This window comes from Serratia sp. X10, from assembly GCF_017811775.1.
GTDB classification, from domain to species: Bacteria; Pseudomonadota; Gammaproteobacteria; order Enterobacterales; family Enterobacteriaceae; genus Serratia; species Serratia ureilytica.
Genome location: NZ_JAEIOH010000005.1, coordinates 249567 through 274230 on the forward strand (window position 1 = coordinate 249567; position 24664 = coordinate 274230).

26 protein-coding genes are annotated in these 24664 nt (G+C 57.8%); 5 read left to right on the forward strand and 21 right to left on the reverse strand.

Annotated features, from left to right (window positions below; all coding sequences use genetic code 11):
* The first annotated feature begins 68 nt into the window (after nt 1–68).
* The 3 genes from J9788_RS18185 (at nt 69) to J9788_RS18195 (ending at nt 2651) form a co-directional block, all read left to right on the forward strand.
* Complete coding sequence (locus J9788_RS18185) at nt 69–794, forward strand: 4'-phosphopantetheinyl transferase superfamily protein (protein WP_046898756.1); 726 nt, start codon at nt 69–71, stop codon at nt 792–794.
* 161 nt (nt 795–955) lie between these two features.
* On the forward strand, nt 956–1522 hold the full coding sequence (locus J9788_RS18190) for an NADPH-dependent FMN reductase (RefSeq protein WP_033645148.1): 567 nt from the start codon (nt 956–958) through the stop codon (nt 1520–1522).
* Between the two features lie 76 nt (nt 1523–1598).
* Entirely contained in the window at nt 1599–2651 is a 1053-nt protein-coding gene (locus tag J9788_RS18195) for a hypothetical protein (RefSeq protein WP_046898755.1), read from the forward strand.
* A 35-nt stretch (nt 2652–2686) separates the two neighbouring features.
* Here J9788_RS18195 and J9788_RS18200 read toward each other — a convergent pair whose 3' ends face one another.
* Nucleotides 2687–4024: an NCS2 family permease gene (locus tag J9788_RS18200; RefSeq protein WP_004933851.1), complete on the reverse strand. Its 1338-nt coding sequence runs from the start codon at nt 4022–4024 to the stop codon at nt 2687–2689.
* A gap of 235 nt (nt 4025–4259) precedes the next feature.
* On the opposite strand from J9788_RS18200, the gene J9788_RS18205 reads away from it, so the two are divergent.
* Both J9788_RS18205 and yieH read left to right on the forward strand, forming a co-directional pair.
* A complete protein-coding gene (locus tag J9788_RS18205) occupies nt 4260–4664 on the forward strand; it encodes an NUDIX domain-containing protein (protein ID WP_033645151.1) in 405 nt (134 codons plus the stop codon).
* A gap of 46 nt (nt 4665–4710) precedes the next feature.
* Nucleotides 4711–5379: a 6-phosphogluconate phosphatase gene (yieH, locus tag J9788_RS18210; protein WP_046898754.1), complete on the forward strand. Its 669-nt coding sequence runs from the start codon at nt 4711–4713 to the stop codon at nt 5377–5379.
* Here yieH and J9788_RS18215 read toward each other — a convergent pair.
* From J9788_RS18215 to rsmG, 20 genes are all read right to left on the reverse strand, one after another.
* A complete protein-coding gene (locus tag J9788_RS18215; RefSeq protein WP_182265605.1) occupies nt 5376–6116 on the reverse strand; it encodes an amino acid ABC transporter permease in 741 nt (246 codons plus the stop codon). The two genes, yieH and J9788_RS18215, sit on opposite strands and share 4 nt — an antisense overlap.
* 1 nt (nt 6117) lies before the next feature.
* The gene (locus J9788_RS18220; protein WP_182265604.1) at nt 6118–6831 is read right to left on the reverse strand and encodes an amino acid ABC transporter permease; all 714 of its coding nucleotides are present in this window, start codon (nt 6829–6831) and stop codon (nt 6118–6120) included.
* A gap of 81 nt (nt 6832–6912) precedes the next feature.
* Nucleotides 6913–7752: an ABC transporter substrate-binding protein gene (locus J9788_RS18225; protein ID WP_182265603.1), complete on the reverse strand. Its 840-nt coding sequence runs from the start codon at nt 7750–7752 to the stop codon at nt 6913–6915.
* A 168-nt stretch (nt 7753–7920) separates the two neighbouring features.
* Entirely contained in the window at nt 7921–8655 is a 735-nt protein-coding gene (gene phoU / locus J9788_RS18230; protein ID WP_004933833.1) for a phosphate signaling complex protein PhoU, read from the reverse strand.
* Between the two features lie 11 nt (nt 8656–8666).
* Nucleotides 8667–9437: a phosphate ABC transporter ATP-binding protein PstB gene (pstB, locus tag J9788_RS18235; protein WP_016929614.1), complete on the reverse strand. Its 771-nt coding sequence runs from the start codon at nt 9435–9437 to the stop codon at nt 8667–8669.
* Between the two features lie 54 nt (nt 9438–9491).
* Nucleotides 9492–10382: a phosphate ABC transporter permease PstA gene (pstA, locus tag J9788_RS18240; RefSeq protein WP_019455481.1), complete on the reverse strand. Its 891-nt coding sequence runs from the start codon at nt 10380–10382 to the stop codon at nt 9492–9494.
* A gap of 1 nt (nt 10383) precedes the next feature.
* Nucleotides 10384–11340 (reverse strand): phosphate ABC transporter permease PstC, encoded by a 957-nt coding sequence (pstC, locus tag J9788_RS18245; RefSeq protein ID WP_004933822.1) that lies wholly within the window; start codon nt 11338–11340, stop codon nt 10384–10386.
* A gap of 91 nt (nt 11341–11431) precedes the next feature.
* On the reverse strand, nt 11432–12472 hold the full coding sequence (pstS, locus tag J9788_RS18250) for a phosphate ABC transporter substrate-binding protein PstS (protein ID WP_046898750.1): 1041 nt from the start codon (nt 12470–12472) through the stop codon (nt 11432–11434).
* Nucleotides 12473–12807: 335 nt separating this feature from the next.
* Nucleotides 12808–14637, reverse strand: coding sequence for a glutamine--fructose-6-phosphate transaminase (isomerizing) (glmS, locus tag J9788_RS18255; RefSeq protein ID WP_046898749.1), 1830 nt, complete (start codon nt 14635–14637; stop codon nt 12808–12810).
* A 149-nt stretch (nt 14638–14786) separates the two neighbouring features.
* Nucleotides 14787–16160 carry a bifunctional UDP-N-acetylglucosamine diphosphorylase/glucosamine-1-phosphate N-acetyltransferase GlmU gene (gene glmU, locus J9788_RS18260; protein ID WP_033652327.1) on the reverse strand — a complete coding sequence of 458 codons (1374 nt, stop codon included), beginning with the start codon at nt 16158–16160 and terminating at the stop codon, nt 14787–14789.
* A 290-nt stretch (nt 16161–16450) separates the two neighbouring features.
* The gene (locus J9788_RS18265) at nt 16451–16870 is read right to left on the reverse strand and encodes a F0F1 ATP synthase subunit epsilon (RefSeq protein WP_004933814.1); all 420 of its coding nucleotides are present in this window, start codon (nt 16868–16870) and stop codon (nt 16451–16453) included.
* 20 nt (nt 16871–16890) lie between these two features.
* Nucleotides 16891–18273, reverse strand: a complete 1383-nt coding sequence (gene atpD / locus J9788_RS18270; protein ID WP_004933813.1) for a F0F1 ATP synthase subunit beta — start codon at nt 18271–18273, stop codon at nt 16891–16893.
* 32 nt (nt 18274–18305) lie between these two features.
* Nucleotides 18306–19169 carry a F0F1 ATP synthase subunit gamma gene (atpG, locus tag J9788_RS18275; RefSeq protein WP_004933811.1) on the reverse strand — a complete coding sequence of 288 codons (864 nt, stop codon included), beginning with the start codon at nt 19167–19169 and terminating at the stop codon, nt 18306–18308.
* A gap of 59 nt (nt 19170–19228) precedes the next feature.
* On the reverse strand, nt 19229–20770 hold the full coding sequence (gene atpA, locus J9788_RS18280) for a F0F1 ATP synthase subunit alpha (RefSeq protein WP_033652328.1): 1542 nt from the start codon (nt 20768–20770) through the stop codon (nt 19229–19231).
* A 12-nt stretch (nt 20771–20782) separates the two neighbouring features.
* Nucleotides 20783–21316, reverse strand: a complete 534-nt coding sequence (atpH, locus tag J9788_RS18285; protein ID WP_182265602.1) for a F0F1 ATP synthase subunit delta — start codon at nt 21314–21316, stop codon at nt 20783–20785.
* Between the two features lie 14 nt (nt 21317–21330).
* Nucleotides 21331–21801 (reverse strand): F0F1 ATP synthase subunit B, encoded by a 471-nt coding sequence (gene atpF / locus J9788_RS18290; RefSeq protein WP_004933804.1) that lies wholly within the window; start codon nt 21799–21801, stop codon nt 21331–21333.
* Nucleotides 21802–21858: 57 nt separating this feature from the next.
* On the reverse strand, nt 21859–22098 hold the full coding sequence (gene atpE / locus J9788_RS18295) for a F0F1 ATP synthase subunit C (protein WP_004093904.1): 240 nt from the start codon (nt 22096–22098) through the stop codon (nt 21859–21861).
* Between the two features lie 49 nt (nt 22099–22147).
* The gene (gene atpB, locus J9788_RS18300; protein WP_025304740.1) at nt 22148–22924 is read right to left on the reverse strand and encodes a F0F1 ATP synthase subunit A; all 777 of its coding nucleotides are present in this window, start codon (nt 22922–22924) and stop codon (nt 22148–22150) included.
* A gap of 22 nt (nt 22925–22946) precedes the next feature.
* Nucleotides 22947–23330, reverse strand: a complete 384-nt coding sequence (atpI, locus tag J9788_RS18305; RefSeq protein WP_182265601.1) for a F0F1 ATP synthase subunit I — start codon at nt 23328–23330, stop codon at nt 22947–22949.
* Nucleotides 23331–23969: 639 nt separating this feature from the next.
* Nucleotides 23970–24590 (reverse strand): 16S rRNA (guanine(527)-N(7))-methyltransferase RsmG, encoded by a 621-nt coding sequence (gene rsmG, locus J9788_RS18310; RefSeq protein ID WP_025304738.1) that lies wholly within the window; start codon nt 24588–24590, stop codon nt 23970–23972.
* Between the last annotated feature and the right edge of the window lie 74 nt (nt 24591–24664).

Here is a 24664-nt window from a genome sequence, read left to right on the forward strand (position 1 = left end):
TAAATCCTCAACTTAGTCTTAATCTAACACCCCTGCGTTCTTAGCGACCCTCTGTCATGGAGTGAACAATGGCGTGTCATTTTGCCCGATGGACCCCGGCCTCCGCTGTCCTGGATACCCAGAGACTCTCCGACGAAGTGATAGCCGCCACCCGCACCTTTTCCGTTAAGCGCCGCACGCGTTACCTGCAAGGGCGCATTCTGCTCGCCGAAATGATGTTTTACCTGTACGGCCTGCCGACGCTTCCCCCTATAGCCACCACCCCGACCGGCCGCCCCTGCTTCGCCGATCATCAACTGCCCGATTTTAGCCTCGCCTACGCCAGTAACACCGTGGGCGTGCTGCTCAGCGACGAAGGCAAAGTCGGACTGGATATCGAAGTGATGCGCGCGCGCGGCACCCGGCAAAGCGCGCTGCAACACGCGCATCAGACGCCGGCGGAAAACGCCTGGATCGGCGCGCAGGACGATCGGCTGGAGGCGGAGACTCAGCTGTGGAGCATCCGGCAAAGCGTGCTGAAAATTTCCGGCCTGGGCAACAGCGGCCAGTCTACGCTGCGTCTGCATCCGTTCTCCGGGCACCTGCGCTCCAGCGCCACGCCGGACGTTCAGGTGATGAGCGACGCCGATGAATACCTGAGCTGGGCCTGCGCCGGCAGCCCCGGGCTGGATCGCCTGCTGTGCTGGCGCTACGAAGAGCGCCGCGGCCTGCACAAAGACGGGGAAATCTCGCCCCGCAGCCCGGCGGCGTCCTCACGCTTCGTCAAACTGACGGGCCTGAAGACGCCCGGTTAACGTGGCGCAAGGCGGATAAAGCCGTTTTTACCGCACGAATTTCTGCCGTAATTTGTAAAAACAGCTAAATGTTGAGCAATCGCCTATTCTCGACCCGAGCTTTAGCCTACTATTCGCCCATGTTGTCCGCTGAATCTGCTCATTCGAAAGGGAGAATCATCATGTCAGACCAAGCCTTAAAAATCGTCACTCTGCTCGGCAGCCTGCGCAAAGGCTCCTACAACGCCATGGTGGCCCGCGCCCTGCCAGGCCTGGCTCCGCAGGGCGTCACCATTGAAGCGCTGCCTTCCATCCGCGATATCCCGCTGTACGACGCCGACATGCAACAGGGTGAGGGTTTCCCTGCCGCGGTCGAAGCGATAGCAGAGCAGATCCGCCAGGCCGACGGCGTGATCATCGTCACCCCCGAATACAACTATTCCGTGCCCGGCGGGTTGAAAAACGCCATCGATTGGTTGTCTCGCTTGCCGAATCAACCGCTGGCCGGCAAGCCGGTGGCCATTCAAACCAGCTCAATGGGGCCCATCGGCGGCGCGCGCTGCCAATACCACCTGCGCCAGATCCTGGTGTTCCTGGATGCGATGGTGATGAACAAGCCCGAGTTTATGGGCGGCGTGATCCAGAACAAGGTCGATGAACAGGCCGGTGAACTGAGCGATCAGGGAACGTTGGATTTCCTGACCGGCCAGCTGTCCGCGTTCAGCGATTTCATTCGCCGCGTGGAATGACGGTCTCGCGGCGCCCGCCGGGCGCCGCAACAGGACATGAAGTCCGCCAATTTATTGAAATTAAAGCCATAGCATCATGTATTTTTTCATTTTAGCGTTATTTTTCGTTTCCATCACCAGTCCCGCTTTCGCCGCAGACATGCGTTATCCCGCCGGTGAAGAGCCGCTGGAGCTGCCTGCGCACAGTGCGCTTAACGCCCAACTGTCGCGATCCGCGCAAAACCAGGAAGATAAAAAGCTGGGCGCCATGTCGCTGTACCTGACGCTGATGCGCGAAGACGGCCGCAACGTCTGGGCCCCCTACCAGCTGGCGGTATCGTCGGCGGAGAAAGGGCAAACCGAGCTGGCGGAGCGCTATCTGCAGCTGAGCGCCGATCGCGGCCTGTGGTACTACTACAATCTGCTGGAGGACGACGCCTTCGACAGTATCCAGCACTCCGCCACCTACCAATCCATTCTGGCCGCCACCAAAGCGCGCTATCTGCAGCACGCCCGCCGCTATGAAGGCAAAGCCAGCTACGCGATACCGGACGGCGAAGCGCCGCCCGAAGGTTGGCCAACGGTGATCTTCCTGCATACCTACGGCAAGGCCGCCGCCATCAGCCCCGAGGAACGGCTGCTGTTCGGCGAAATGGGCGTGGCCTATATCGAGATCAACGGCACGCAGATGTTGTCGGAAAACAGCTTCCGCTGGTCGAATTACAGCGACGAGAGCACCCAGGCCGCCCTTCAGCGTACGGTGCAACAGCTGGCTCCTCAGTTAAAGCTGAACCCCCAACGGATTTATCTCAGCGCTCGCGGTCAGGGTGCGCTGCACGCCGCCAATCTGATCGCGAAGTACCCGCAGTTTTACGCCGGCGCGCTATTGATCGCCCCCAACGGCGAGATCAAGCCGGCCCAGCAGTCGCTGGCGGCGAAAAAGAAAATCGTGATGGCGTATTACGATCGGCAGAACTTCAGCGAGCAGGCGCTGGCGTTGCACTTCGCCAATCTGTTCGGAGAGGATAATCAGGTGCAAACGCTGCACTTCGCCCAGGGAGAAGATGCCGCCGGCAGTTGGCAGGCGCGCTTCAGGCGGCCGTTGCAATGGGTGCTGGATCGGGCGCCGGATGCGACGCCGGGAGTCTAAGGTTTCAGGGCCGACGGACGTCGGCCCTTTGGCTGTCAATGGCCGTCGACGAAGACGATCTTCAGCACGAACAGCAGCGCCACGACCACCACGCACGGGCTGATTTCACGCCAGCGGCCGGTACCGAGCTTCATCACGCAGTAGGAGATAAAGCCGAGCGCAATGCCTTCCGTGATCGAGAAGCTGAACGGCATCATCACCGCGGTGACAAACGCCGGTACCGCTTCGGTCAGATCGTCCCATTTCACCCGCGCCAGGCTGGAGGTCATCAGCACGCCGACGTAGATCAGCGCGCCGGCGGCGGCATATGCCGGCACCATACCCGCCAGCGGCGACAGGAAGATCACCAGCAGGAACAGCAGGCCGGTGACCACCGCCGTCAAACCGGTGCGGCCGCCCACGGCGACGCCGGATGAGCTTTCGATGTAAGCGGTCACGGAAGAAGTGCCAGCCAGCGAACCGGCCACCGAGCTGATGCTGTCAACGTACAGCGCCTGCTTCATGCGCGGGAACTTGCCCTGATTGTCGGTCAAACCGGCTTTATCGGTGACGCCGATCAGGGTGCCGGAGGAGTCGAACAGGTTCACCAGCATAAACGAGAAGATGACCCCGGCCAGCCCGATGTTCAGCGCGCCGGCCACGTCGACCTGGCCCACTACCGAGGTGATGCTCGGCGGCAGGGAGAACAGGCCGCCGTATTTCACGTCGCCCAGCATCCAGCCGATCAGGGTGGTGACCACGATAGATACCAGCACCGCCGCGTGGAAGTTGCGCGAAGAGAGCACGGCGATGATGAAGAAGCCAAGCGCCCCCAGCAACACGTTGTGCGAGGTCAGGCTGCCGATGGTCACCAGCGTGTCCGGGTTGGCCACCACGATGCCGGCGTTTTTCAGCCCCATCATGCCGATGAACAGACCGATGCCGCTGGTGATGCCGACCCGCAGGCTGACCGGAATGTTGGCGATCATCCAGTAGCGAATGCGGAAAATGGTCAGCAGCAGCAGGCCGACCGCGCCCCAGAAGATGGCGCCCATGCCCACCTGCCAGGAGATGCCCATCGCGCCGACCACCACGAAGGCGAAGAAGGCGTTCAGGCCCATCGCCGGCGCCAACGCCACCGGCAGGTTCGCCAGCAGGCCCATAAAGATGCTGCCGAAGGCGGCGATCAAACAGGTGGTGACAAATACCGCCTGGGTATCCATGCCCGCCGCGCCCAAAATTTGCGGGTTAACGAACACGATATACACCATGGTGAGGAAAGTGGTGATACCGGCAATCGTTTCCGTACGCGCCGTGGTGCCATGTTGCTTGAGTTTAAACACGCGCCCAAGCAAGCCTTGCTCAGCGTCAAGGCCAGATACTGGTTTGGTCATTATCAGAATTCCGAAAATGGGAATGGACAGTCGCCGGCTATCCTATAACAAAAAATGGGGCTTTTGACGCCGGTCACAGGTTTTTTTCGCCATCTTTACGGCTAAACGCGTCAACGGCTTGTATTTACAGGCATTCATTCTCCATCACAGCCCGCCGCGTTGCCGTTTGCCGGCACGGCCGATAAAATAGCCTATCGCATCTCTTACCCTACCCGCTAAAAAAACAGGAACCCGCATGTCTTCGACCTTTATCGATAAGCTCGCGTTGATCGCGCTGAAAGATGACAAAGTGGCGCTGGTGCGCTCGCACAACAAGACGCTGTTTTATGTGCCGGGCGGAAAGCGCGAAGCGGGTGAAACCGATGAGCAGGCGCTGTGCCGCGAAATCGACGAAGAGCTGACCGTTGCGCTGCAGCCGCAATCCATCGCGTTTTACGGTGAGTTCACCGGCCCGGCGGACGGCAAGCAGGACGGCACCCAGGTGCGCATTCGTTGCTACCAGGCCGACTTTACCGGGCAGTTGCAGCCGGCCGCCGAAATCGCCGAGCTGAAATGGTGCGACAGCCGCGATCTGCCGCAGTGCTCACACGTCGCCGCGCTGATTTTGCACGATCTCAAGGCGCGTAGCCTGATCAAGTGATCGCTGAGCGGCCTCAGCGGCGTTAACCCGAAGGAACCTGTCCCCCATGAATCAGATTGACTGCATTTTGTTCGACTGCGACGGCACGCTGGTGGACAGCGAAGTGCTGTGCAGCAAAGCCTATGTCCATATGTTCGCCCGCTACGGCATTCATCTGTCGCTGGAAGAGGTATTCAAGAAATACAAAGGGGTGAAGCTGTACGAGATCATCGATCGGGTCAACGCCGAGCAGGGCACTAACCTGGCAAAAGAGACGCTAGAGCCGCTGTATCGGCAGGAAGTGGCGCGGCTGTTCGACAGCGAACTGCAACAGATTGCCGGCGCCCGCGAGCTGCTGGCGCAGGTGACGGTGCCAGTCTGCACCGTCTCCAACGGACCGGTCAGCAAGATGCAGCACTCGCTCGGCCTGACCGGCATGCTGCCTTATTTTGATGACCGGTTGTTCAGCGGCTATGACATTCAGCGCTGGAAGCCGGATCCGGCGATCGTGTTTCACGCCGCCGAACAGATGCAGGTGCCGGTGACGCGCTGCATCCTGGTGGACGATTCGCCCGCCGGCGCGCAGGCCGGCATCAATGCCGGCATTCCGGTCTTTTACTTCTGCGCCGATCCGCATAACCCGCCGATCGACCACCCGCTGGTGACAACGTTTGACGACCTGGCTCAATTGCCCGCGCTGTGGCGCGAACGCGGCTGGCGGCTGACGGCCGATTAACTGGCCGGCAACGGCGGCTTGTTGCGCCACCAGCGCCAGGAGCGCTTCAGGCCGCGGGTTTGCGCGCCGAAGCGGCGGTTGACCGCGTTGGCCAGCAAATCGAGCGCCAGGCAGAACACGAAATAGACCAGCGCCACGAACAGGAAGACTTCCATCGGGTAGACCATGCTGCGGTTGTTGACCTGGGTCGCCAGGAAGGTCAGTTCGCCAACGCCGACGATATAAGCCAGCGAGGTGTCTTTGATCAGAGAAATCCACTGGTTGATGAACGACGGCACCATCATGCGCAGCGCCTGCGGCAGCACGATCATGCGCAGCGTCTGCCAGCGGGTCAGCCCCAGAGAAAGCCCGGCCTGCCACTGGCCGGGGCCGATCGCGGCGATGCCGGCTTTCACCGCATGGGCCAGATAGGCCGAGGCGATCAGCGCCAGCGCGCACACGACGGTGGTGATTTCCGGGATCTCAACGCCAAACACCATCGGCAACAGGAAATAGGTCCAGAAGATCAGCATGATGACCGGAATGGCGCGGAAAAAGCCCAACACCGCCGCCAGCAGCCCGGCGGCGATGCCGCGCGACATCGCCAGCGCCACGCCGAGCAGCGTGCCGAGCACCGCCGAGGCGCCCCCGGCCATCAGGCTGATCGCCAACGTCAGCGCCGCGCCGCCCAGCGGCCCATCCGGCCAGGTGCCCCACAGCAGGTAGCCCAGGTTGTCGTGAATCACGCTGAAATCCATCTCAATGTCCTCCCAGCGGTTTACGCTGTTGTCGCCACATGCCCCAGCCTTCCAGCAGCGCGATGATGGCGATATACAGTACCGTCGCCACGCCGAACGCCTGGAAAGTGCGCAGGGTTTCGGTTTCGACCTGACGCGAGGCGTAAGAGAGTTCGGCCACGCCGATCGCCATGGTCAACGACGAGTTCTTGATTACGTTCATGTATTGGCCCAGCAGCGGCGGCAGCGCGATTTTCAGCGCCTGCGGCAGCACCACATAGCGCATCGCCTGCCAGCCGGTCAGCCCCAGCGCCTGAGCGGCATATTTCTGCCCGCCGGCGACGCCGCGAATGCCGGAGCGGATCTCTTCGGCGATAAAGGCGGTGGAGTACAGCGTCAGGCCGAAGAAACCGGCGAGAAACTCGAACGACGGCCACTCAAGCGGGCCAACCTGATGGGCGCTGTTCAGCCACTGCATGGCGGCGGACGGCAGGATCTGCCCGGCGGCGAAGTACCAGAAGAACAGCTGCACCAGCAGCGGCGTATTGCGAAACAGCGAACTGTACCCCATCGCCAGCCAGCGCAACGGCCGCAGGCTGCTGTCGCGCATCGCCGCCAGCACAAAGCCCAGCAGCGTAGCCGCCAGCCCTGCGCAGGCGGAAAGCCACAGCGTCAGCAGAAAACCGTGCCACAGCCAGCTCAAATATTGCGGCGCCAGCAGCCAGTTCAGGTTCATGTTCAATCCTTGTCTTGCAGAATGCATCAGGGGCGCAGCAAGCTGCGCCCCTCCGTGCCTATCTCACCGCAAGCGGTTAAGTCAGGCTTTTGGTTGCTGATCCAAAGGCGCGATTTTGAAATCGCCGCGCGGCTGGGCGGATTGGGTTTCCGGCCCGAACCAGCGATCGTAAATCTTAACCGCTTCGCCGTCTTTTTCCAGCTTGATCAGCGTCTCGTTCACCACGGCGGTCAGGCGATCTTCCCCCTTGGGAATGCCGACGCCCTGATACTCTTTGGTCAGGCTGAACGGCGAAATTTCAAACTCCGCCTTTTGCGCCGCCGGCAGGTTGCCGAGCAGGCCGACCAGCTTGGCGTCGTCCTGAGTGATCGCCTGCACGTTGCCGTTACGCAGCGCCACGAACGCCAGCGGGGTATCATCGTAGGAGATCACTTTCGCCGTCGGGAAACGCTCGCGCAGGGTGATTTCCTGCACCGTGCCCTTATCCGCGCCGATGCGCAGCTTTTTGATGTCTTCCGGCGTTTTCAACACGCCTTTGCGGGCGATGAATTTCTGGCCAGTGGCGAAGTACGGCACGCTGAAGTTCACTTCCTTGGCGCGCTCGTCGGTAATGGTGAAGTTGGCGGCAATCAGGTCAACCTTCTTCGACACCAGCAGCGGAATGCGGTTGGCCGGGTTGGTGGCGCGCAGCTCCACTTTCACCCCCAGCGCTTTGCCGATCGCGTCGGCGACATCCACATCGTAGCCCACCAGCTTCTTGCTCTGCGGATCGATGTAGCCGAACGGCGGGTTGCTGTCGAACACCGCGATGCGCACCACGCCGGCTTGCTTGATATCGTCAAGTTTGTCCGCGTGCGCGGCGCCGGCGGCGAAACCGGTCAGACTGGCTAACAACGTTAAGGCCAAAGCGCGATGTTTCATAAAAAGCTCCTAAGTGGTTGATGTCCTGCTGGCGGATAAGCTAGCAAGCGCCACATAGGTCAGGAAATAATATAAAAAGCTATATTTATAACTTTTTTATCTTTACGCGCTTAAGATGGAATAAAGGCGCGGGAAACCGCGCCTTGGAAGGATATTACCCGGAAAGGGTTAGTCGTCTTTTTCGTCTTTACCGCCCGGAGACAGCAGCTTTTCCAGGGCGTCGCCGCCCAAATGACGGAAATCCTGTCCTTTGACGAAATAGAAGATAAATTCGCAGATGTTCTGGCAGCGATCGCCGATACGCTCGATAGAACGGGCGCAGAACAGCGCGGTCAGCACGCTCGGAATGGTGCGCGAATCTTCCATCATGTAGGTCATCAGCTGACGCACGATGCCTTCGTATTCCTGGTCGACCTTTTTATCTTCACGGTAAATACGGATCGCTTCGTCCAGATCCATGCGCGCGAACGCGTCCAGCACGTCGTGCAGCATCTGCACGGTGTGGCGCCCCAGCGACTCCAGGCTGACCAGCAGCGGCTGGTGCTGGTGCGAGAACTTCTCCAGCGCGGTGCGGCAGATCTTGTCCGCCACGTCGCCGATGCGTTCCAGCTCGGAAATGGTTTTGATGATCGCCATTACCAGACGCAGATCGCTGGCGGTCGGCTGGCGCTTGGCGATAATGCGCACGCAGGCTTCGTCGATCGCCACTTCCATCATGTTGACCTTGGCGTCGCCTTCGATCACGCGCTTGGCCAGCTCACCATCCTGATTGTGCATCGCGGTGATGGCGTCGGTCAGCTGCTGCTCCACCAGCCCGCCCATGGTCAGCACCTGGGTGCGGATATGCTCGAGCTCTGCGTTGAACTGGCCGGAAATGTGTTTGTTTAAATTCAGGTTATCCATGATGCTTCCTATCAACCATAACGGCCAGTGATGTAGTCTTCAGTCTGCTTTTTCTGCGGCGCAGTGAACAGGTTATCAGTATCACTGAACTCGATCAGCTCGCCCAGATACATAAATGCGGTAGAGTCGGAGCAGCGCGCCGCCTGCTGCATGTTGTGCGTCACGATCACCACGGTGTAATCAGCCTTCAGCTCGCTGATCAGCTCTTCAATCTTGCCGGTGGAGATCGGATCCAGCGCCGAGCAAGGCTCATCCAGCAACAACACTTCCGGACGAATGGCGATGCCGCGGGCGATGCACAGACGCTGCTGCTGGCCGCCGGAGAGGCTGTAGCCGCTCTGGTGCAGCTTGTCCTTGGTTTCGTTCCACAGCGCCGCTTTGGTCAGCGCCCACTGCACGCGTTCGTCCATATCGGCGCGCGACAGCTTTTCAAACAGGCGAACGCCGAAGGCGATGTTGTCGTAAATCGACATCGGGAACGGCGTCGGCTTTTGGAACACCATGCCGACCTTGGCGCGCAGCAGCGCGATATCCGAGTTGTCGGTCAGGATGTTCTGGCCGTCCAGCAGGATGCCGCCTTCCGCTCGCTGTTCCGGGTACAGCTGGTACATCTTGTTGAAGGTGCGCAGCAGGGTGGACTTGCCACAGCCGGATGGGCCGATAAACGCGGTGACCTTGTTCTTGGCGATATCCAGCGTGATGTTCTTCAGCGCATGGAATTTGCCGTAGTAGAAGTTCAGATCGCGTACCTGAATTTTGCTGCTGGAAGCGTCAGTAACCATACTCATTAAGACTTCTCTCTTTTCATCAGCGCCGCCAAAGCGGCGCTCAAAATTTTATGAATGCTTTTTCTTGGCGAAAATCACGCGCGCCAGGATATTCAGTAACAGTACGCACAGGGTGATTAACAGCACCCCGGCCCAGGCCAGCTGTTGCCATTCGGCGAACGGGCTCATGGCGAATTTGAAGATGGTCACCGGCAGGTTGGCGATCGGCTGCATCAGGTCGGTGCTCCAGAACTGGTTCGACAGCGAGGTGAACAGCAGCGGCGCCGTTTCCCCCGCAATGCGCGCAATCGCCAGCAGCACGCCGGTGATGATGCCGGACACCGACGCCTTCAGCGTGATGGCGGAAATCATGCGCCATTTCGGCGTGCCCAGCGCATAAGCGGCCTCGCGCAGCGTATCCGGCACCAGCTTCAGCATGTTCTCGGTGGTTCGAATGACGATCGGCACCTGCAGCAGCGCCAGCGCCACGATGCCGGCCCAACCGGAGAAGTGTTCCATCTTCGCCACCACAATGGTGTAAACGAACAGGCCCACCACGATCGACGGTGCGGACAACAGAATATCGTTGATAAAGCGGATCACTTCCGCCAACCAGGATTTACGTCCGTATTCCGCCAGGTAAATACCGGCCATGATGCCCAGCGGCGTGCCGAAAATGGTCGCCCACAGGATCAACAGTCCGCTGCCGGCGATGGCGTTGGCCAGGCCGCCGCCCGCGGTGTTCGGCGGCGGGGTCATCTCGGTGAACAGCGCCAGCGACATGCCGTCGAAGCCTTTGGTCACGGTGGCGATAAGGATCCAGATCAGCCAGAACAGCCCGAACGCCATGGTCGCCATCGACAAGAACAGCGCGAGGCGGTTTTTCTGCCGGCGCCAGGCCTGCATTTTGCGGCGGCTTTCCGCCAGAACGACTGCGTTTTGCATATCCATCGTCGCCATGTTAACGCCCCTCATTCTTGGCCAGACGCATGATCATCAGTTTCGACAGCGCCAGCACGATAAAGGTGATAACAAACAGAATCAGGCCCAGCTCCATCAGTGCGGCGGTGTGCACGCCGGACTCGGCTTCGGCGAATTCGTTGGCCAGCGCCGAGGTGATGCTGTTGCCCGGCATGTACAGCGAAGCGCTGTCGAGCTGGTAGGTGTTGCCGATGATAAAGGTTACCGCCATGGTCTCCCCCAGCGCTCGGCCCAGACCCAGCATCACGCCGCCGATGACGCCGTTTTTGGTGAACGGCAGCACGATGCGCCAGATGACTTCCCAGGTGGTGCAGCCGATGCCGTAGGCCGACTCTTTCATCATTACCGGCGTCTGTTCGAACACGTCGCGCATCACCGCGGCGATGTAAGGAATGATCATGATAGCCAGGATAACCCCGGCGGCCAGAATGCCAATGCCGAAGGCCGGGCCGGAGAACAGCTCGCCGACGATAGGAATGCCCGACAGCACTTCGCCCACCGGCGTCTGGAAATATTCGGCGAACAGCGGGGCGAACACGAACAGCCCCCACATGCCGTAGACGATGCTCGGGATGGCCGCCAACAGCTCAATGGCGATGCCCAGCGGCCGCTTCAACCAGTTCGGCGCCAGTTCGGTCAGGAACAGCGCGATGCCGAAACTCACCGGCACGGCGATAATCAGCGCGATGAGCGAGGTGACCACGGTGCCGTAAATCGGCACCAGCGCGCCGAACTGCTCCGCCGGCGCATCCCACTCTTTGGTCCACAGGAAGGCGAAGCCGAATTTCTGCATGCTTGGCCAGGAGGCGAAGATCAGCGAAACGATGATGCCGCCCAGCAACAATAGGGTAATCAGCGCAGCCAGTCTCACCAGCGCGCTGAAAATGATGTCACCGTTTTTGCCCGGTGCTTTGATGGTCGGCTTGTACTCAGCCATAGATTACTCTCTGTTTGAACCCTGGCAGCCCCAACCGGGATCGGAGCCTGAAGAACTGTGTGGGGCGCGGCGAACCCGCGCCCCTGCGTTGTTAGTACAGCGCTTTACCTGAACTGTCTTTTACGTTGGTTTTCCAGGCCGCACGCACCTGCTCAACCACTTCTTTCGGCAGGGTGGCGTAATCCAGCTCGTTAGCCTGCTTGCCGCCGGTTTTGTAGGCCCAGTCGAAGAACTTCAGCACTTCGGCGCCCTGAGCAGGGTTTTTCTGCTCTTTGTGCACCAGGATGAAGGTGGTGGAGGTGATTGGCCACACGTTGTCGCCTTTCTGGTCAGTCAGATCCTGAGCGAAGGTTTTGCTCCAATCCGCACCCTTGGCGGCGTTGCTGAAGCTCTCTTCGGTCGGGCTGACCGGTTTGCCGTCGGCGGACACCAGCTTGGTGTAAGCCAGGTTGTTCTGCTTGGCGTAAGCGTATTCTACGTAGCCGATAGAGCCAGGCAGACGCTGAACGAAGGCGGCGATGCCGTCGTTGCCTTTGCCGCCCAGACCGGTCGGCCAGTTAACGGTAGAACCGGCGCCGATCTTCTCTTTCCACTGCGCGTTCACCTTGGACAGGTAGCTGGTGAACACGAACGAGGTGCCGGAACCGTCGGCGCGGCGCACCACGGCAATGTTCTGGTCAGGCAGTTTCACGCCTGGGTTCAGCTTGGTGATAGCCGGATCGTTCCACTTTTTGACGTTGCCGAGGTAGATATCACCCAGGGTTTTACCGTCCAGCGTCAGTTCGCCGGATTTGATGCCCGGGATATTCACAGCCAGCACCACGCCGCCGATCACGGTCGGGAACTGGAACAGGCCATCGGCCGCCAGTTTGTCGTCAGACAGCGGGGCGTCGGAAGCGCCAAAGTCAACGGTGTTGGCCACGATTTGCTTCACGCCGCCAGAGGAGCCGATGCCCTGATAGTTAACTTTGTTGCCGGTTTCTTTCTGATAAGAATCTGCCCACTTGGCGTAAACCGGAGCGGGGAATGTCGCACCTGCACCGGTCAGGCTGGCAGCAGCGAACGCGGACACGGTGGTCAGGGAGAAGGTCGCTGCCACAATACTGGCGACGGTGGTACGCATCAGTTTCATAATCCCTCCTAATGGGATACTTAAAATCGACTTCGAGTCGTTTTAATCAGAGTAAGTATTGCTGCAGGAGGGAAAATAGGACAGTTTGGTGACAGAAAAATGTACGCAATATGACAGTTATATTACAGTGCGTTTGAATGGGGTTTGTTTATTTAAAAATCAATCAATTAACTCAAAAATAGCACAATTGCCAAACAACAAAAAAACCGTTTGGGCGCGGCCTATCCGCTTGAATATGACAATGTTTATCGCCGAATCGGCATCGCAGCCCTCTTTTACGTCGCTCATGAAAAAGCCGGCGCGAAGGCCGGCTTTTGCAGTTTACCTGCGGCAGGTTACTCTACGGTGACAGACTTCGCCAGGTTGCGCGGTTGGTCAACGTCGGTGCCCTTGATCAGCGCCACGTGGTAAGACAGCAGCTGCAACGGCACGGTGTAGAAGATCGGCGCCACGATTTCCTCAACGTGCGGCAGAGGAATGATGGTCATGCCTTCGCTGCTGACGAAGCCGGCGTCCTGATCGGCGAACACGTACAGCTGACCGCCGCGCGCGCGCACTTCTTCAATGTTGGACTTCAGCTTTTCCAGCAGTTCGTTGTTCGGCGCCACCACGATCACCGGCATATCGGCGTCGATCAGCGCCAGCGGGCCGTGTTTCAACTCACCCGCCGCATAAGCTTCAGCGTGAATATAGGAGATCTCTTTCAGCTTCAGCGCCCCTTCCATGGCGATCGGGTACTGATCGCCGCGGCCGAGGAACAGCGCATGATGTTTGTCCGAGAAACCTTCCGCCAGCGCTTCGATCTCTTTATCCATCGACAGCATTTGCTCAATACGCGCCGGCAGCGCCTGCAGGCCGTGCACAATCTCCTGTTCCACGCTTTCCGCCATGCCTTTCAGACGGCCCAGGCGTGCCACCAGCATCAACAGCACGGTGAGCTGCGTGGTAAAGGCTTTGGTCGAGGCTACGCCGATTTCCGTACCGGCTTTGGTCATCAACGCCAGATCGGATTCGCGCACCAGCGACGAACCAGCAACGTTACAAACGGCCAACGAACCGAGATAACCCAGCTCTTTGGACAGGCGCAGCGCCGCCAGGGTGTCGGCGGTTTCGCCGGACTGCGACAGAGTGATGATCAGGCTGCCCGGACGCACCGCCGATTTGCGGTAACGGAATTCGGACGCGATCTCGACATCGCACGGCACGCCGGCCAGCGCTTCGAACCAGTAACGCGCCACCATCCCGGAGTGGTAAGAAGTCCCACAGGCGATGATCTGCACGTGCTGCACCTTGGCCAGCAGCTCGTCGGCGTGCGGGCCCAGCTCGCTCAGGTTGATTTGGCCATGGCTGAAACGCCCTTCCAGGGTGTTTTTCAGCGCCAGCGGCTGTTCGTAGATCTCTTTTTGCATGTAGTGGCGGTAAGCGCCCTTGTCGCCGGCGTCATACTGCACCTGGGATTCGATCTCAGGGCGCTCGATGGCGTTGCCCTGCTTGTCGAAGATGTTGACGGTGCGGCGAGTCACTTCCACCACGTCGCCCTCTTCCAGGAAGATGAAGCGACGGGTGACCGGCAGCAGCGCCAGCTGATCGGAGGCGATGAAGTTTTCCCCGACGCCGCGGCCGATAACCAGCGGGCTGCCGGAGCGCGCCGCGACCAATACGCTCGGATCGCGGCTGTCCATCACCACGGTGCCGTAAGCGCCGCGCAGCTGTGGAATCACGCGCTGAACCACTTCGAGCAGCGTACCGCCCTGCAGCTGTTCCCAGTGCACCAGGTGCGCGATCACTTCGGTGTCGGTTTCAGAGTTGAAGCGGTAACCGCGTTCGATCAGCAGTTCGCGCAGCGGCTCGTGGTTTTCGATGATGCCGTTATGCACCACGGTAATGTAGTCGGAAACATGCGGGTGCGCGTTCGCCTCGGTCGGTTCACCGTGCGTTGCCCAGCGGGTGTGAGCGATGCCGGTGCCGCCGTGCAGATCGGTCTGCTCCGCCGCTTCGGCCAGTTTTTGCACCTTGCCTACGCGGCGCAGGCGACTGACGTTACCCTGCGCGTCGACCACCGCCAGACCGGCGGAGTCATAACCGCGGTACTCGAGACGGCGTAAACCTTCCAACAGAATTTCTGCGATATCACGTTGCGCTACTGCGCCTACAATTCCACACATCAGTTGTATTCCTAATGAACGTCCTTCGTGGACGTTTTCGATGCCTTGACCTGATTTTTGCCGGTTTTACCGTGCGTCCCCGAGCCTGTAGATGGTGGGGTTATTATGTTTTGTATTGGGCTCGTGAATAGAGCCCAACGCAAAACACACTATGGCTTCTTCTTCACCGGGCGCTGCCAGCCCTGAATGTGCACCTGCTTGACGCGGCTCAGGACCAGTTCGTTTTCGGCGATATCTCGCGTCACCGTGGTACCGGCGGCAATGGTGGAGCCTTTGCCGACCGACACCGGCGCCACCAGCTGAGTATCGGAACCGACGAACACGCCATCGCCGATCAGCGTCTTGTGCTTGTTGGCGCCATCGTAATTGCAGGTGATGGTGCCGGCGCCGATATTCACGTCATCGCCAATGTCGGCATCGCCCAGGTAGCTGAGGTGACCGGCCTTGGAGCCTTTGCCCAAACGCGCCTTTTTCATTTCCACGAAGTTGCCGACGTGGGCCCCTGTTGCCAGCTCCGCGCCAGGGCGCAGGCGGGCGAACGGCCCCACGGTGCAGTCGGCTTCCAGCACGCTGTCTTCCAGTACGCTGTAAGGGCTTATCTCGCAGTCATCACCGATCACGCAGTTTTTCAGCACGCAGCCGGCGCCGATTTTCACCCGGTCGCCCAGCTTGACGTGACCTTCGATAATCACATTCGCATCAATAGTGATGTCGCGGCCGTGAACAAGTTCACCGCGCAGGTCGAAACGCGCCGGATCCAACAGCATTACGCCGGCCAGCAGCAGTTTTTCAGACTGTTCCGACTGGAACACGCGCTCCAGGGTCGCCAGCTGCAGACGGTTGTTCACGCCTTCCACTTCGCTCAAACGCGACGGGTGCACGGCTTCGATTTTCTTGCCGTCGGCATGCGCCAACGCAATGATATCGGTGATGTAAAACTCGCCCTGTGCGTTGTCGTTGTTCAACATCCCCAGCCAGCGCTTCAGATCGCGCCCATTCGCCACCAGGATGCCGGTATTGATCTCATTGATCTGACGCTGCGCTTCGCTGGCGTCCTTGTGTTCGACGATGCCCACCACGTCACCCTGCTCGCGCACGATGCGGCCATAGCCGCTCGGGTCGTCCAGCTTGACCGTCAGCAGGCCGATGCCGCCCTGCGGCTTGGCCGCCAACAGGCGCTGCAGCGTATCCACGGAAATCAACGGCACGTCGCCATACAGCATCAATACGTCTTCATCGTCGGCAAAATGCGGCGCCGCCTGCTGCATCGCATGGCCAGTGCCCAATTGCTCGGCCTGCAGCACCCAGTTCAGCGCGCCCTCGGTCAACGTGCTTTTCAGCAGATCGCCGCCGTGGCCGTATACCAGGTGTACATGTTGCGCGCCCAGTTTCATCGCGGCATCAATGACGTGTTGCACCATCGGCTTGCCGGCCAACGGATGTAAGACCTTGGGAAGATCGGAATACATGCGTGTTCCCTTGCCCGCGGCGAGGATAACCACGCTCATTGCGCTGTTCGACATAAGCAACCTGATAACTCCATTTTGATAGACGAAAGTAAAACCGTTTAGCGGCGATATTACTACATATTTCTCTGCACGAACCCGGCGCAGGCCGCGCGGGCCTTGGCCTGCCGCTATCGCGGCCAATTCGACGCCGGGACGAAAAAACTGTCGGCGATCGGCGACGTTTCTTTCCCGATATCAGGGGTTATACACCACTCTGTACGCCGGGCTGAAATGCTTATTTTAAAGTAAAAAAAAAGCGACCCTATAGGCCGCTTTCTTAAAGTTGGGTGCTCTGCACCCAAACATTACATCGCTTTTCTGGTGAGCTCGATAACGCGCAGTTTTGCGATCGCTTTCGCCAGTTCAGCGGATGCCTGAGCATAGTCGACATCGCCATGAGAGCTGCGAATGTGTTCTTCAGCTTTACGCTTAGCTTCCAACGCTCTCGCTTCGTCGAGGTCAGTACCACGGATAGCAGTGTCCGCCAGCACGGTAACCACGCTCGGCTGCACCTCGAGGATGCCGCCGGACAGGTAGATGAACTCTTCTTCACCGTGCTGCTTAACAATACGCACCATGCCAGGCTTGATGGCAGTCAGCAGCGGCGCATGGCCAGGGAAGATCCCCAGTTCACCTTCGCTGCCTGTCACCTGGATCTTCTGCACCAGGCCGGAAAACATCTGTTTTTCCGCGCTGACTACATCCAGATGGTAAGTCATAGCCATATCACCCTCCTCTCAAGGCGTTACAGTTTCTTGGCTTTTTCCACTGCTTCTTCAATGGTGCCAACCATGTAGAACGCCTGCTCCGGCAGGTGGTCATAGTCGCCGTCCATAATGCCTTTGAAACCACGGATGGTGTCTTTCAGCGATACGAACTTGCCCGGAGAACCGGTGAAGACTTCTGCCACGAAGAACGGCTGAGACAGGAAGCGTTGGATCTTACGCGCACGGGATACGACCAGTTTGTCTTCTTCAGACAGCTCGTCCATACCCAGGATCGCGATGATATCTTTCAGTTCCTGGTAGCGTTGCAGAATGGACTGCACGCCACGCGCTACGTCGTAGTGCTCCTGGCCAACGACCAGCGGATCCAGCTGACGGCTGGTGGAATCCAGCGGGTCAACGGCCGGGTAGATACCCAGAGAAGCGATGTTACGGCTCAGTACCACGGTTGCGTCCAAGTGCGCAAAGGTGGTGGCTGGAGACGGGTCAGTCAAGTCATCCGCAGGAACGTAAACGGCCTGTACGGAAGTGATCGAACCGGTCTTGGTCGAGGTGATACGTTCTTGCAGAACGCCCATCTCTTCCGCCAGCGTCGGCTGATAACCTACCGCGGATGGCATACGGCCCAGAAGTGCGGACACTTCGGTACCGGCCAGGGTATAACGGTAGATGTTGTCAACGAACAGCAGAACGTCACGGCCTTCGTCACGGAATTTCTCCGCCATGGTCAGACCGGTCAGCGCAACGCGCAGACGGTTACCTGGTGGCTCGTTCATCTGGCCGTAAACCAGGGATACTTTGTCCAGAACGTTGGAGTCGGTCATTTCGTGGTAGAAGTCGTTACCCTCACGAGTACGCTCGCCCACGCCCGCAAACACGGAATAACCGGAGTGCTCGATCGCGATGTTACGGATCAGCTCCATCATGTTTACGGTTTTACCTACGCCCGCACCGCCGAACAGACCGACTTTACCGCCCTTGGCGAATGGACAAATCAGGTCCATTACCTTGATACCGGTTTCCAGCAGTTCCTGGGAGCTGGACAGCTCTTCGTAGCTTGGTGCCGCGCGGTGAATCGCCCAACGCTCTTCTTCGCCGATGTCGCCTTTCATGTCGATCGGTTGACCCAATACGTTCATGATACGGCCCAGGGTAGCTTTACCCACCGGCACTTCAATCGGGTGGTCCAGGTTGTTCACTTTCAGACCGCGACGCAGACCGTCGGAGGTCCCCATTGCGATACAGCGAACCACGCCACCGCCCAGCTGTTGCTGAACTTCCAACACCAGTTTTTCGGTGCCGTTTTCTACCTCAAGGGCGTCGTACACTTTTGGTACGGCATCCTGAGGGAACTCGACGTCCACCACGGCGCCGATTACCTGGATAATCTTTCCAGTAGCCATCTTGAATCCTCTACGTAATTCGTAAACCTAGCTTAAACCGCGGAGGCTCCCGAAACGATCTCGGTGAGTTCCTGAGTGATGCTGGCCTGACGCGCCTTGTTGTATACCAACTGCAGCTCTTTGATCAGGCTACCGCCGTTATCGGTTGCGGCTTTCATCGCGACCATTCGTGCGGCCTGCTCGCTGGCCAGGTTTTCCACGACGCCCTGATAAACCTGCGACTCCACATAGCGGCGCAGCAAGGTATCAAGCAGCACTTTTGGATCCGGTTCATACAGGTAATCCCAAGGCGTTTTCTTCAGCTCTTCGTCATCGGCTGGCGGTAACGGCAGCAGCTGAAGCACCTGCGGCTCTTGGGACATCGTATTAACAAATTTGTTGCTGACAATGTACAGCTTGTCCAAACGACCTTCGTCGTAGGCCTGCAGCATCACTTTCACCGGCCCGATCAGATCCGACAGGGAAGGTTTATCCCCCATGCCGGTCACCTGGGCAACCACGTTGCCACCCACGGAACCAAAGAAAGAGGCTGCTTTAGAGCCAATCAGCGCCAAATCGGTTTCGACGCCTTTTTCGGACCAGGCTTTCATCTCCGCCAGCAGCTTTTTGAACAGGTTGATGTTCAAGCCGCCGCAGAGACCACGGTCAGTAGACACCACCAGATACCCAACGCGCTTAACGTCACGCTCATCCAGGTACGGGTGCTTGTACTCCAGATTCCCTAACGCAAGGTGACCAATCACTTTGCGCATGGTCTCTGCATAAGGACGGCTGGCCGCCATGCGATCCTGCGATTTACGCATTTTGGAGGCGGCGACCATTTCCATCGCTTTAGTGATCTTTTGCGTGTTTTGCACGCTAGCGATCTTACTACGTATCTCTTTTGCGCCGGCCATCTCTGCTTCTCCTCAGTGCCAGACGGCCTGCTGTCTTTCAACAGCAGGACCGTTCGGCGTTACCAGGACTGGGTTTTCTTGAAGGTCTCGAGGACGTCTTTCAACTTGCCCTCGATCTCATCATTGAAGTTGCCAGTTTGGTTGATGTGGTTCAGCAGCTCGGCGTGCTCGCGGTCCGCATAGGCCACCAGCGCGGCTTCGAAGCTCACCACTTTGGCGACTTCGACATCGTTCAGGTAACCGCGTTCTGCGGCAAACAGCACCAGAGACTGTTGTGCAACCGACATTGGCGCATACTGTTTCTGTTTCAGCAGCTCGGTCACTTTCTGACCGTGGCTCAGCTGTTTGCGGGTCGCGTCGTCCAGATCGGAGGCGAACTGGGAGAACGCAGCCAGTTCACGATACTGCGCCAGCGCGGTACGGATACCACCGGACAGTTTCTTCATGATCTTGGTCTGCGCGGCGCCACCAACACGGGATACGGAGATACCCGGGTTAACTGCCGGACGAATACCGGAGTTGAACAGGTTGGATTCCAGGAAGATCTGACCATCGGTAATCGAGATTACGTTGGTCGGAACGAACGCGGAAACGTCACCCGCCTGGGTTTCAATGATCGGCAGAGCGGTCAGTGAACCAGTTTTACCTTTAACTTCACCTTTGGTGAAGGCTTCAACGTACTCGGCGTTAACGCGCGCTGCACGCTCCAGCAAGCGGGAGTGCAGGTAGAATACGTCGCCTGGGTAAGCTTCACGACCTGGCGGACGACGAAGCAGCAGGGAAATCTGGCGGTAAGCAACGGCCTGTTTGGACAGGTCATCGTACACGATCAGCGCATCTTCACCGCGGTCACGGAAGTATTCGCCCATTGCGCAACCGGCGTATGGCGCGAGGTATTGCAGTGCAGCGGATTCGGAAGCGGTCGCTACCACCACGATGGTGTTGGCCAGTGCGCCGTGCTCTTCCAGTTTGCGCACCACGTTAGCGATGGTGGACGCTTTCTGGCCGATAGCCACGTAAACGCATTTGATGCCGGAGTCGCGTTGGTTGATGATCGCATCGATCGCCAGCGCGGTTTTACCGGTCTGACGGTCACCGATCACCAGCTCACGCTGGCCGCGGCCGATTGGAATCATGGCGTCAACGGATTTGTAGCCAGTCTGAACCGGCTGATCAACGGACTGACGCTCGATAACGCCTGGGGCGATAGCTTCTACCGGAGAGAAACCATCGTTTTCAATCGGGCCTTTGCCGTCGATTGGTGCGCCCAGGGTGTTAACTACGCGGCCCAGCAGACCACGACCGACTGGAACTTCCAGGATACGGCCGGTGCATTTAACCTTCATGCCTTCGGCCAGATCCGCGTACGGACCCATGACCACGGCACCGACGGAGTCGCGCTCCAGGTTCAATGCGATTGCGTAACGGTTGCCAGGCAGCGCGATCATTTCGCCCTGCATAACTTCGGCCAGGCCGTGTACGCGGATGATCCCGTCGCTGACGGAAACGATAGTACCTTCATTGTGAGCTTCGCTCACTACATTGAACTGAGCAATGCGCTGCTTGATCAGTTCGCTGATTTCGGTGGAATTCAGTTGCATGCTCCAGTCCCCTTAAGACTGCAAGACGTCTGTCAGGCGTTCAAGACGACCGCGAACGCTGCCATCAATCACCATATCGCCGGCGCGAACAACGATGCCGGCCAGTACAGACTTGTCAATTTTGCAATTCAGCTTAACTTTGCGTGACAGACGTTTTTCCATCGCAGCGGCGATTTTCACCTGCTGTTCGTCGCTCAGCGCGCTCGCAGAGAGCACTTCGACTTCGACGGTGGATTCCAGCGAGGCGCGCAGTTCGATGAACTGCTGCAGCACGGCAGGAAGAACCAGTAAACGTCCATTTTCGGCCATTACACGGATAAAGTTCTGGCCATGTTCGTCGAGCCGATCGCCACAAACCGCGATGAACGTCTTGGACAGCGTTTCTGGCGCAACCGCGCCAGACAGCAGTTCAGAAATCTGTTCATTGCGAGTGACTTCAGCCGCAAACGCCAGCATGTCCTGCCAGCGCTCTACGCTTTGGTGCTCAACGGCAAAGTCAAAAGCTGCTTTGGCGTAGGGGCGAGCTACAGTTACAAATTCAGACATCAGCCCCTCCCTCCTTACAGTTCAGCGACCAGTTTATCAACGATGTCGCTGTTAGCAGCTTCATCCACGGAACGTTCGATGATCTTCTCGGCGCCGGCAATTGCCAGCATCGCGACTTGCTTACGCAACTCTTCACGAGCGCGCTTACGTTCGGCTTCGATCTCAGCCTGAGCCTGCGCCACGATTTTGTTACGTTCCTGCTCGGCTTCGGCTTTCGCTTCATCCATGATCTGAGCTTTGCGTTTGTTCGCTTGCTCGATGATCACCTGAGCTTCTGCTTTGGCAGTTTTCAGCTGGTCGGTCGCATTGGCTTGCGCTAAGTCCAGATCTTTTTTGGCACGCTCTGCAGAAGCGAGGCCGTCAGCGATTTCTTTCTGACGTTTCTCGATGGCAGCCATGATCGGCGGCCATACGTACTTCATGCAGAACCAGACAAACAGAACGAACGCGATGGCCTGGCCGAGGATTGTTGCGTTAAGATTCACAGCACAATGCCTCTTTAAAAGTTAATAGTTTGGTTACGTCGTAGAGGGTTGCTCTACTTACGCGACGGCGAACATCACGTACAGACCCAGACCTACAGCGATCATCGGGATGGCGTCGACCAGACCCATAACGATAAAGAACTGTGTACGCAGCAGAGGAATCAGGTCAGGCTGACGAGCAGCGCCTTCCAAGAATTTACCACCCAGGATGCCGATACCGATCGCAGCACCGATTGCCGCTAACCCCATCATCACAGCGGCAGCCATGTACAGCAGATCCATACTCAGGTTTTCCATGACAGTCTCCAGTTTGTTTCAGTTTAAAAGTGCAAGTGTTTTAAGAAAATCAGTGCTCTTCAGACGCCATCGACAGATAGACGATCGTCAGAACCATGAAAATAAAGGCTTGAAGCGTAATGATCAGGATGTGGAAGATAGCCCAAGGCAAGCTCAGGACCCACTGTGACCACCACGGCAACAGGCCGGCAATCAGGATGAAGATCAACTCACCCGCATACATGTTGCCGAACAGTCGCAGACCCAGTGAAACAGGTTTGGACAGCAGGCTGACACCTTCAAGAATCAGGTTGATAGGAATGAATACAGGGTGGTTGAACGGCTGCATGGTCAACTCTTTAACGAACCCGCCAACGCCTTTCATTTTGATGCTATAGAACAGAATCAGGATAAACACGCCCAGCGCCATCGACAGCGTGACGTTCACATCGGCGGTAGGCACTACGCGCAGCGCAGGCAGGCCGAGATGCGCCCCGATGAACGGCAGGAAGTCTACCGGAATCAGGTCCATCAGGTTCATCAGGAACACCCAGACGAACACGGTCAGCGCCAGCGGCGCAATCACCTTGCTCTTGCCGTGGTACATGTCGCGCACGCTGCTGTCGACGAAACCGACCACCAGCTCCACGGCGGTTTGCAGTTTACCCGGCACGCCGCTGGTGGCGTTTTTGGCCACTTTGCGGAAGATCACTAGGAACAGAACCCCGAGGACGACGGAGAAAAACATCGAGTCGAGGTTAATCGACCAAAACCCAGTCCCGACCTGAAGCTGCGTCAGGTGGTGACCGATATACTCCTGTGGACTGTTGTATCCCTCTGCAGACATGATGCCTCTACCCTTTATTTAGTTAATTTCGGTAACTGTTAATCACGGCCGGTGCCACTATTTGCACCACTAACACCGCTAAATAGGTCAGGCCAAGCGGTATAAACTCCGCCTTGAACACCCCCAGCGCCACGATCAGCAAAACGATGGTGATCACGACCTTTAGCCCCTCGCCGATGGCGAACGACCAGGCAACCCTACCGGGCGCCGGCGTTTGCGCCTGATGGCGCAAGGCAAACAGCATAAACATTGCACTCGGCAACCAGGCGGCGAGACCGCCTGCCAACGCCGAAGCGCCCCATTCCGGGCTTTTCAGCCAGAAAGCAACGCTGATCAGAACAAAAGTCATTAACTGCAAAAACAGCAGTTTGCGTGCGACTTTCCCGCTGTATAGGGACACAGACATGACGTTTGTTCTCTCCGTACCCCAGAGGGGGTATGCTGAGTGACGTATACAACTGTTTTTGCTGTCCTGAGTCAAGCAGCAAAAAACGAGCAAATTATACGGGGCATACCAACGAATTCAATCGATAAGTAGCGAAAAGGTGAACAATTATTTAAATTTCCCTATTCCAGCCTATTTTCACAAGAAAACGGTCGGAATAATAGGGCGCATTTAATTGTCTGATTATTCCAGCGTTGCGTTTAGAAACGCGAAGCCGATCACAATAATGCCCTTCGCTGATTTATAGCCGATAGACAATCAAACCGTCTTTAGCAATTTGAGCGATCAAAAGATTATATAAATCAAAACATTATCAGTTAACTGTTCAAAAACAATCCGTATACCCGATGAAAACCTTTTATTGACAAGCAACGGGGCAATATTCCAACAGCCAATTAACATTAGCAGCAAAGGCCAATCTTTCGCACATGATTGCTAACGTGACTATTTCTAATTGCAATTACTCTATTGTCGCTAATTAGCCGCGTTTTTTGTGTTAATGGAAAGTAAATTAACTAAAAAAAGCGACCAATTAATTAGCCTGCTTACTTTTACACGCCGTACTAGCGTTAATTCACGCTTGTTTGATCAAAAACAAACTCAGTTTGCCTTAAGCACCACCAGATGGCGTTCGCCTTCCAGTTCTGGCACCTGCAGCCGCACGATAGACTCCAGGCTAACGCCCTCCGGCAGGTGCGCCAATTCTTCATCCGGGCGCACGCCTTTCAAGGCGTAAAAACGCCCCTGCCCTTTCGCCGGCAAATGATGGCACCAGGACAACATATCCTGCAGCGAAGCGAACGCCCGGCTGATCACGCCATCGAACGGTGGCTCGGCCGGAAACGCCTCAACGCGGCTCTGCACCGGCTCGATATTGTTCAGGCCCAGTTCATGCTGCACCTGGCGCAGGAAACGCACGCGCTTGCCCAGGCTGTCGAGCAGCGTGAAATGCGCATCCGGACGCACGATCGCCAGCGGAATACCCGGTAAACCGGGGCCGGTGCCGACATCGATAAAACGCGATCCCTGCAGATGCGGGTTGACCACGATGCTGTCGAGGATATGGCGCACCAGCATTTGCTGCGGATCGCGCACCGACGTGAGGTTATAAGCCTTGTTCCACTTATCCAGCATGCCGACATAGCCCAGCAGTTGCTGTTTCTGCTGATCGGGCAGCTCAATGCCTGCTGCCGCGAGCAGCGAGTCTAATTTTTTTTGCACAACGGATCCTTTGGCAGGCGCTGAACGACCAGCGGATGGTTAGCTGGCGCAATGAGGCGCCTATGATAATTCAG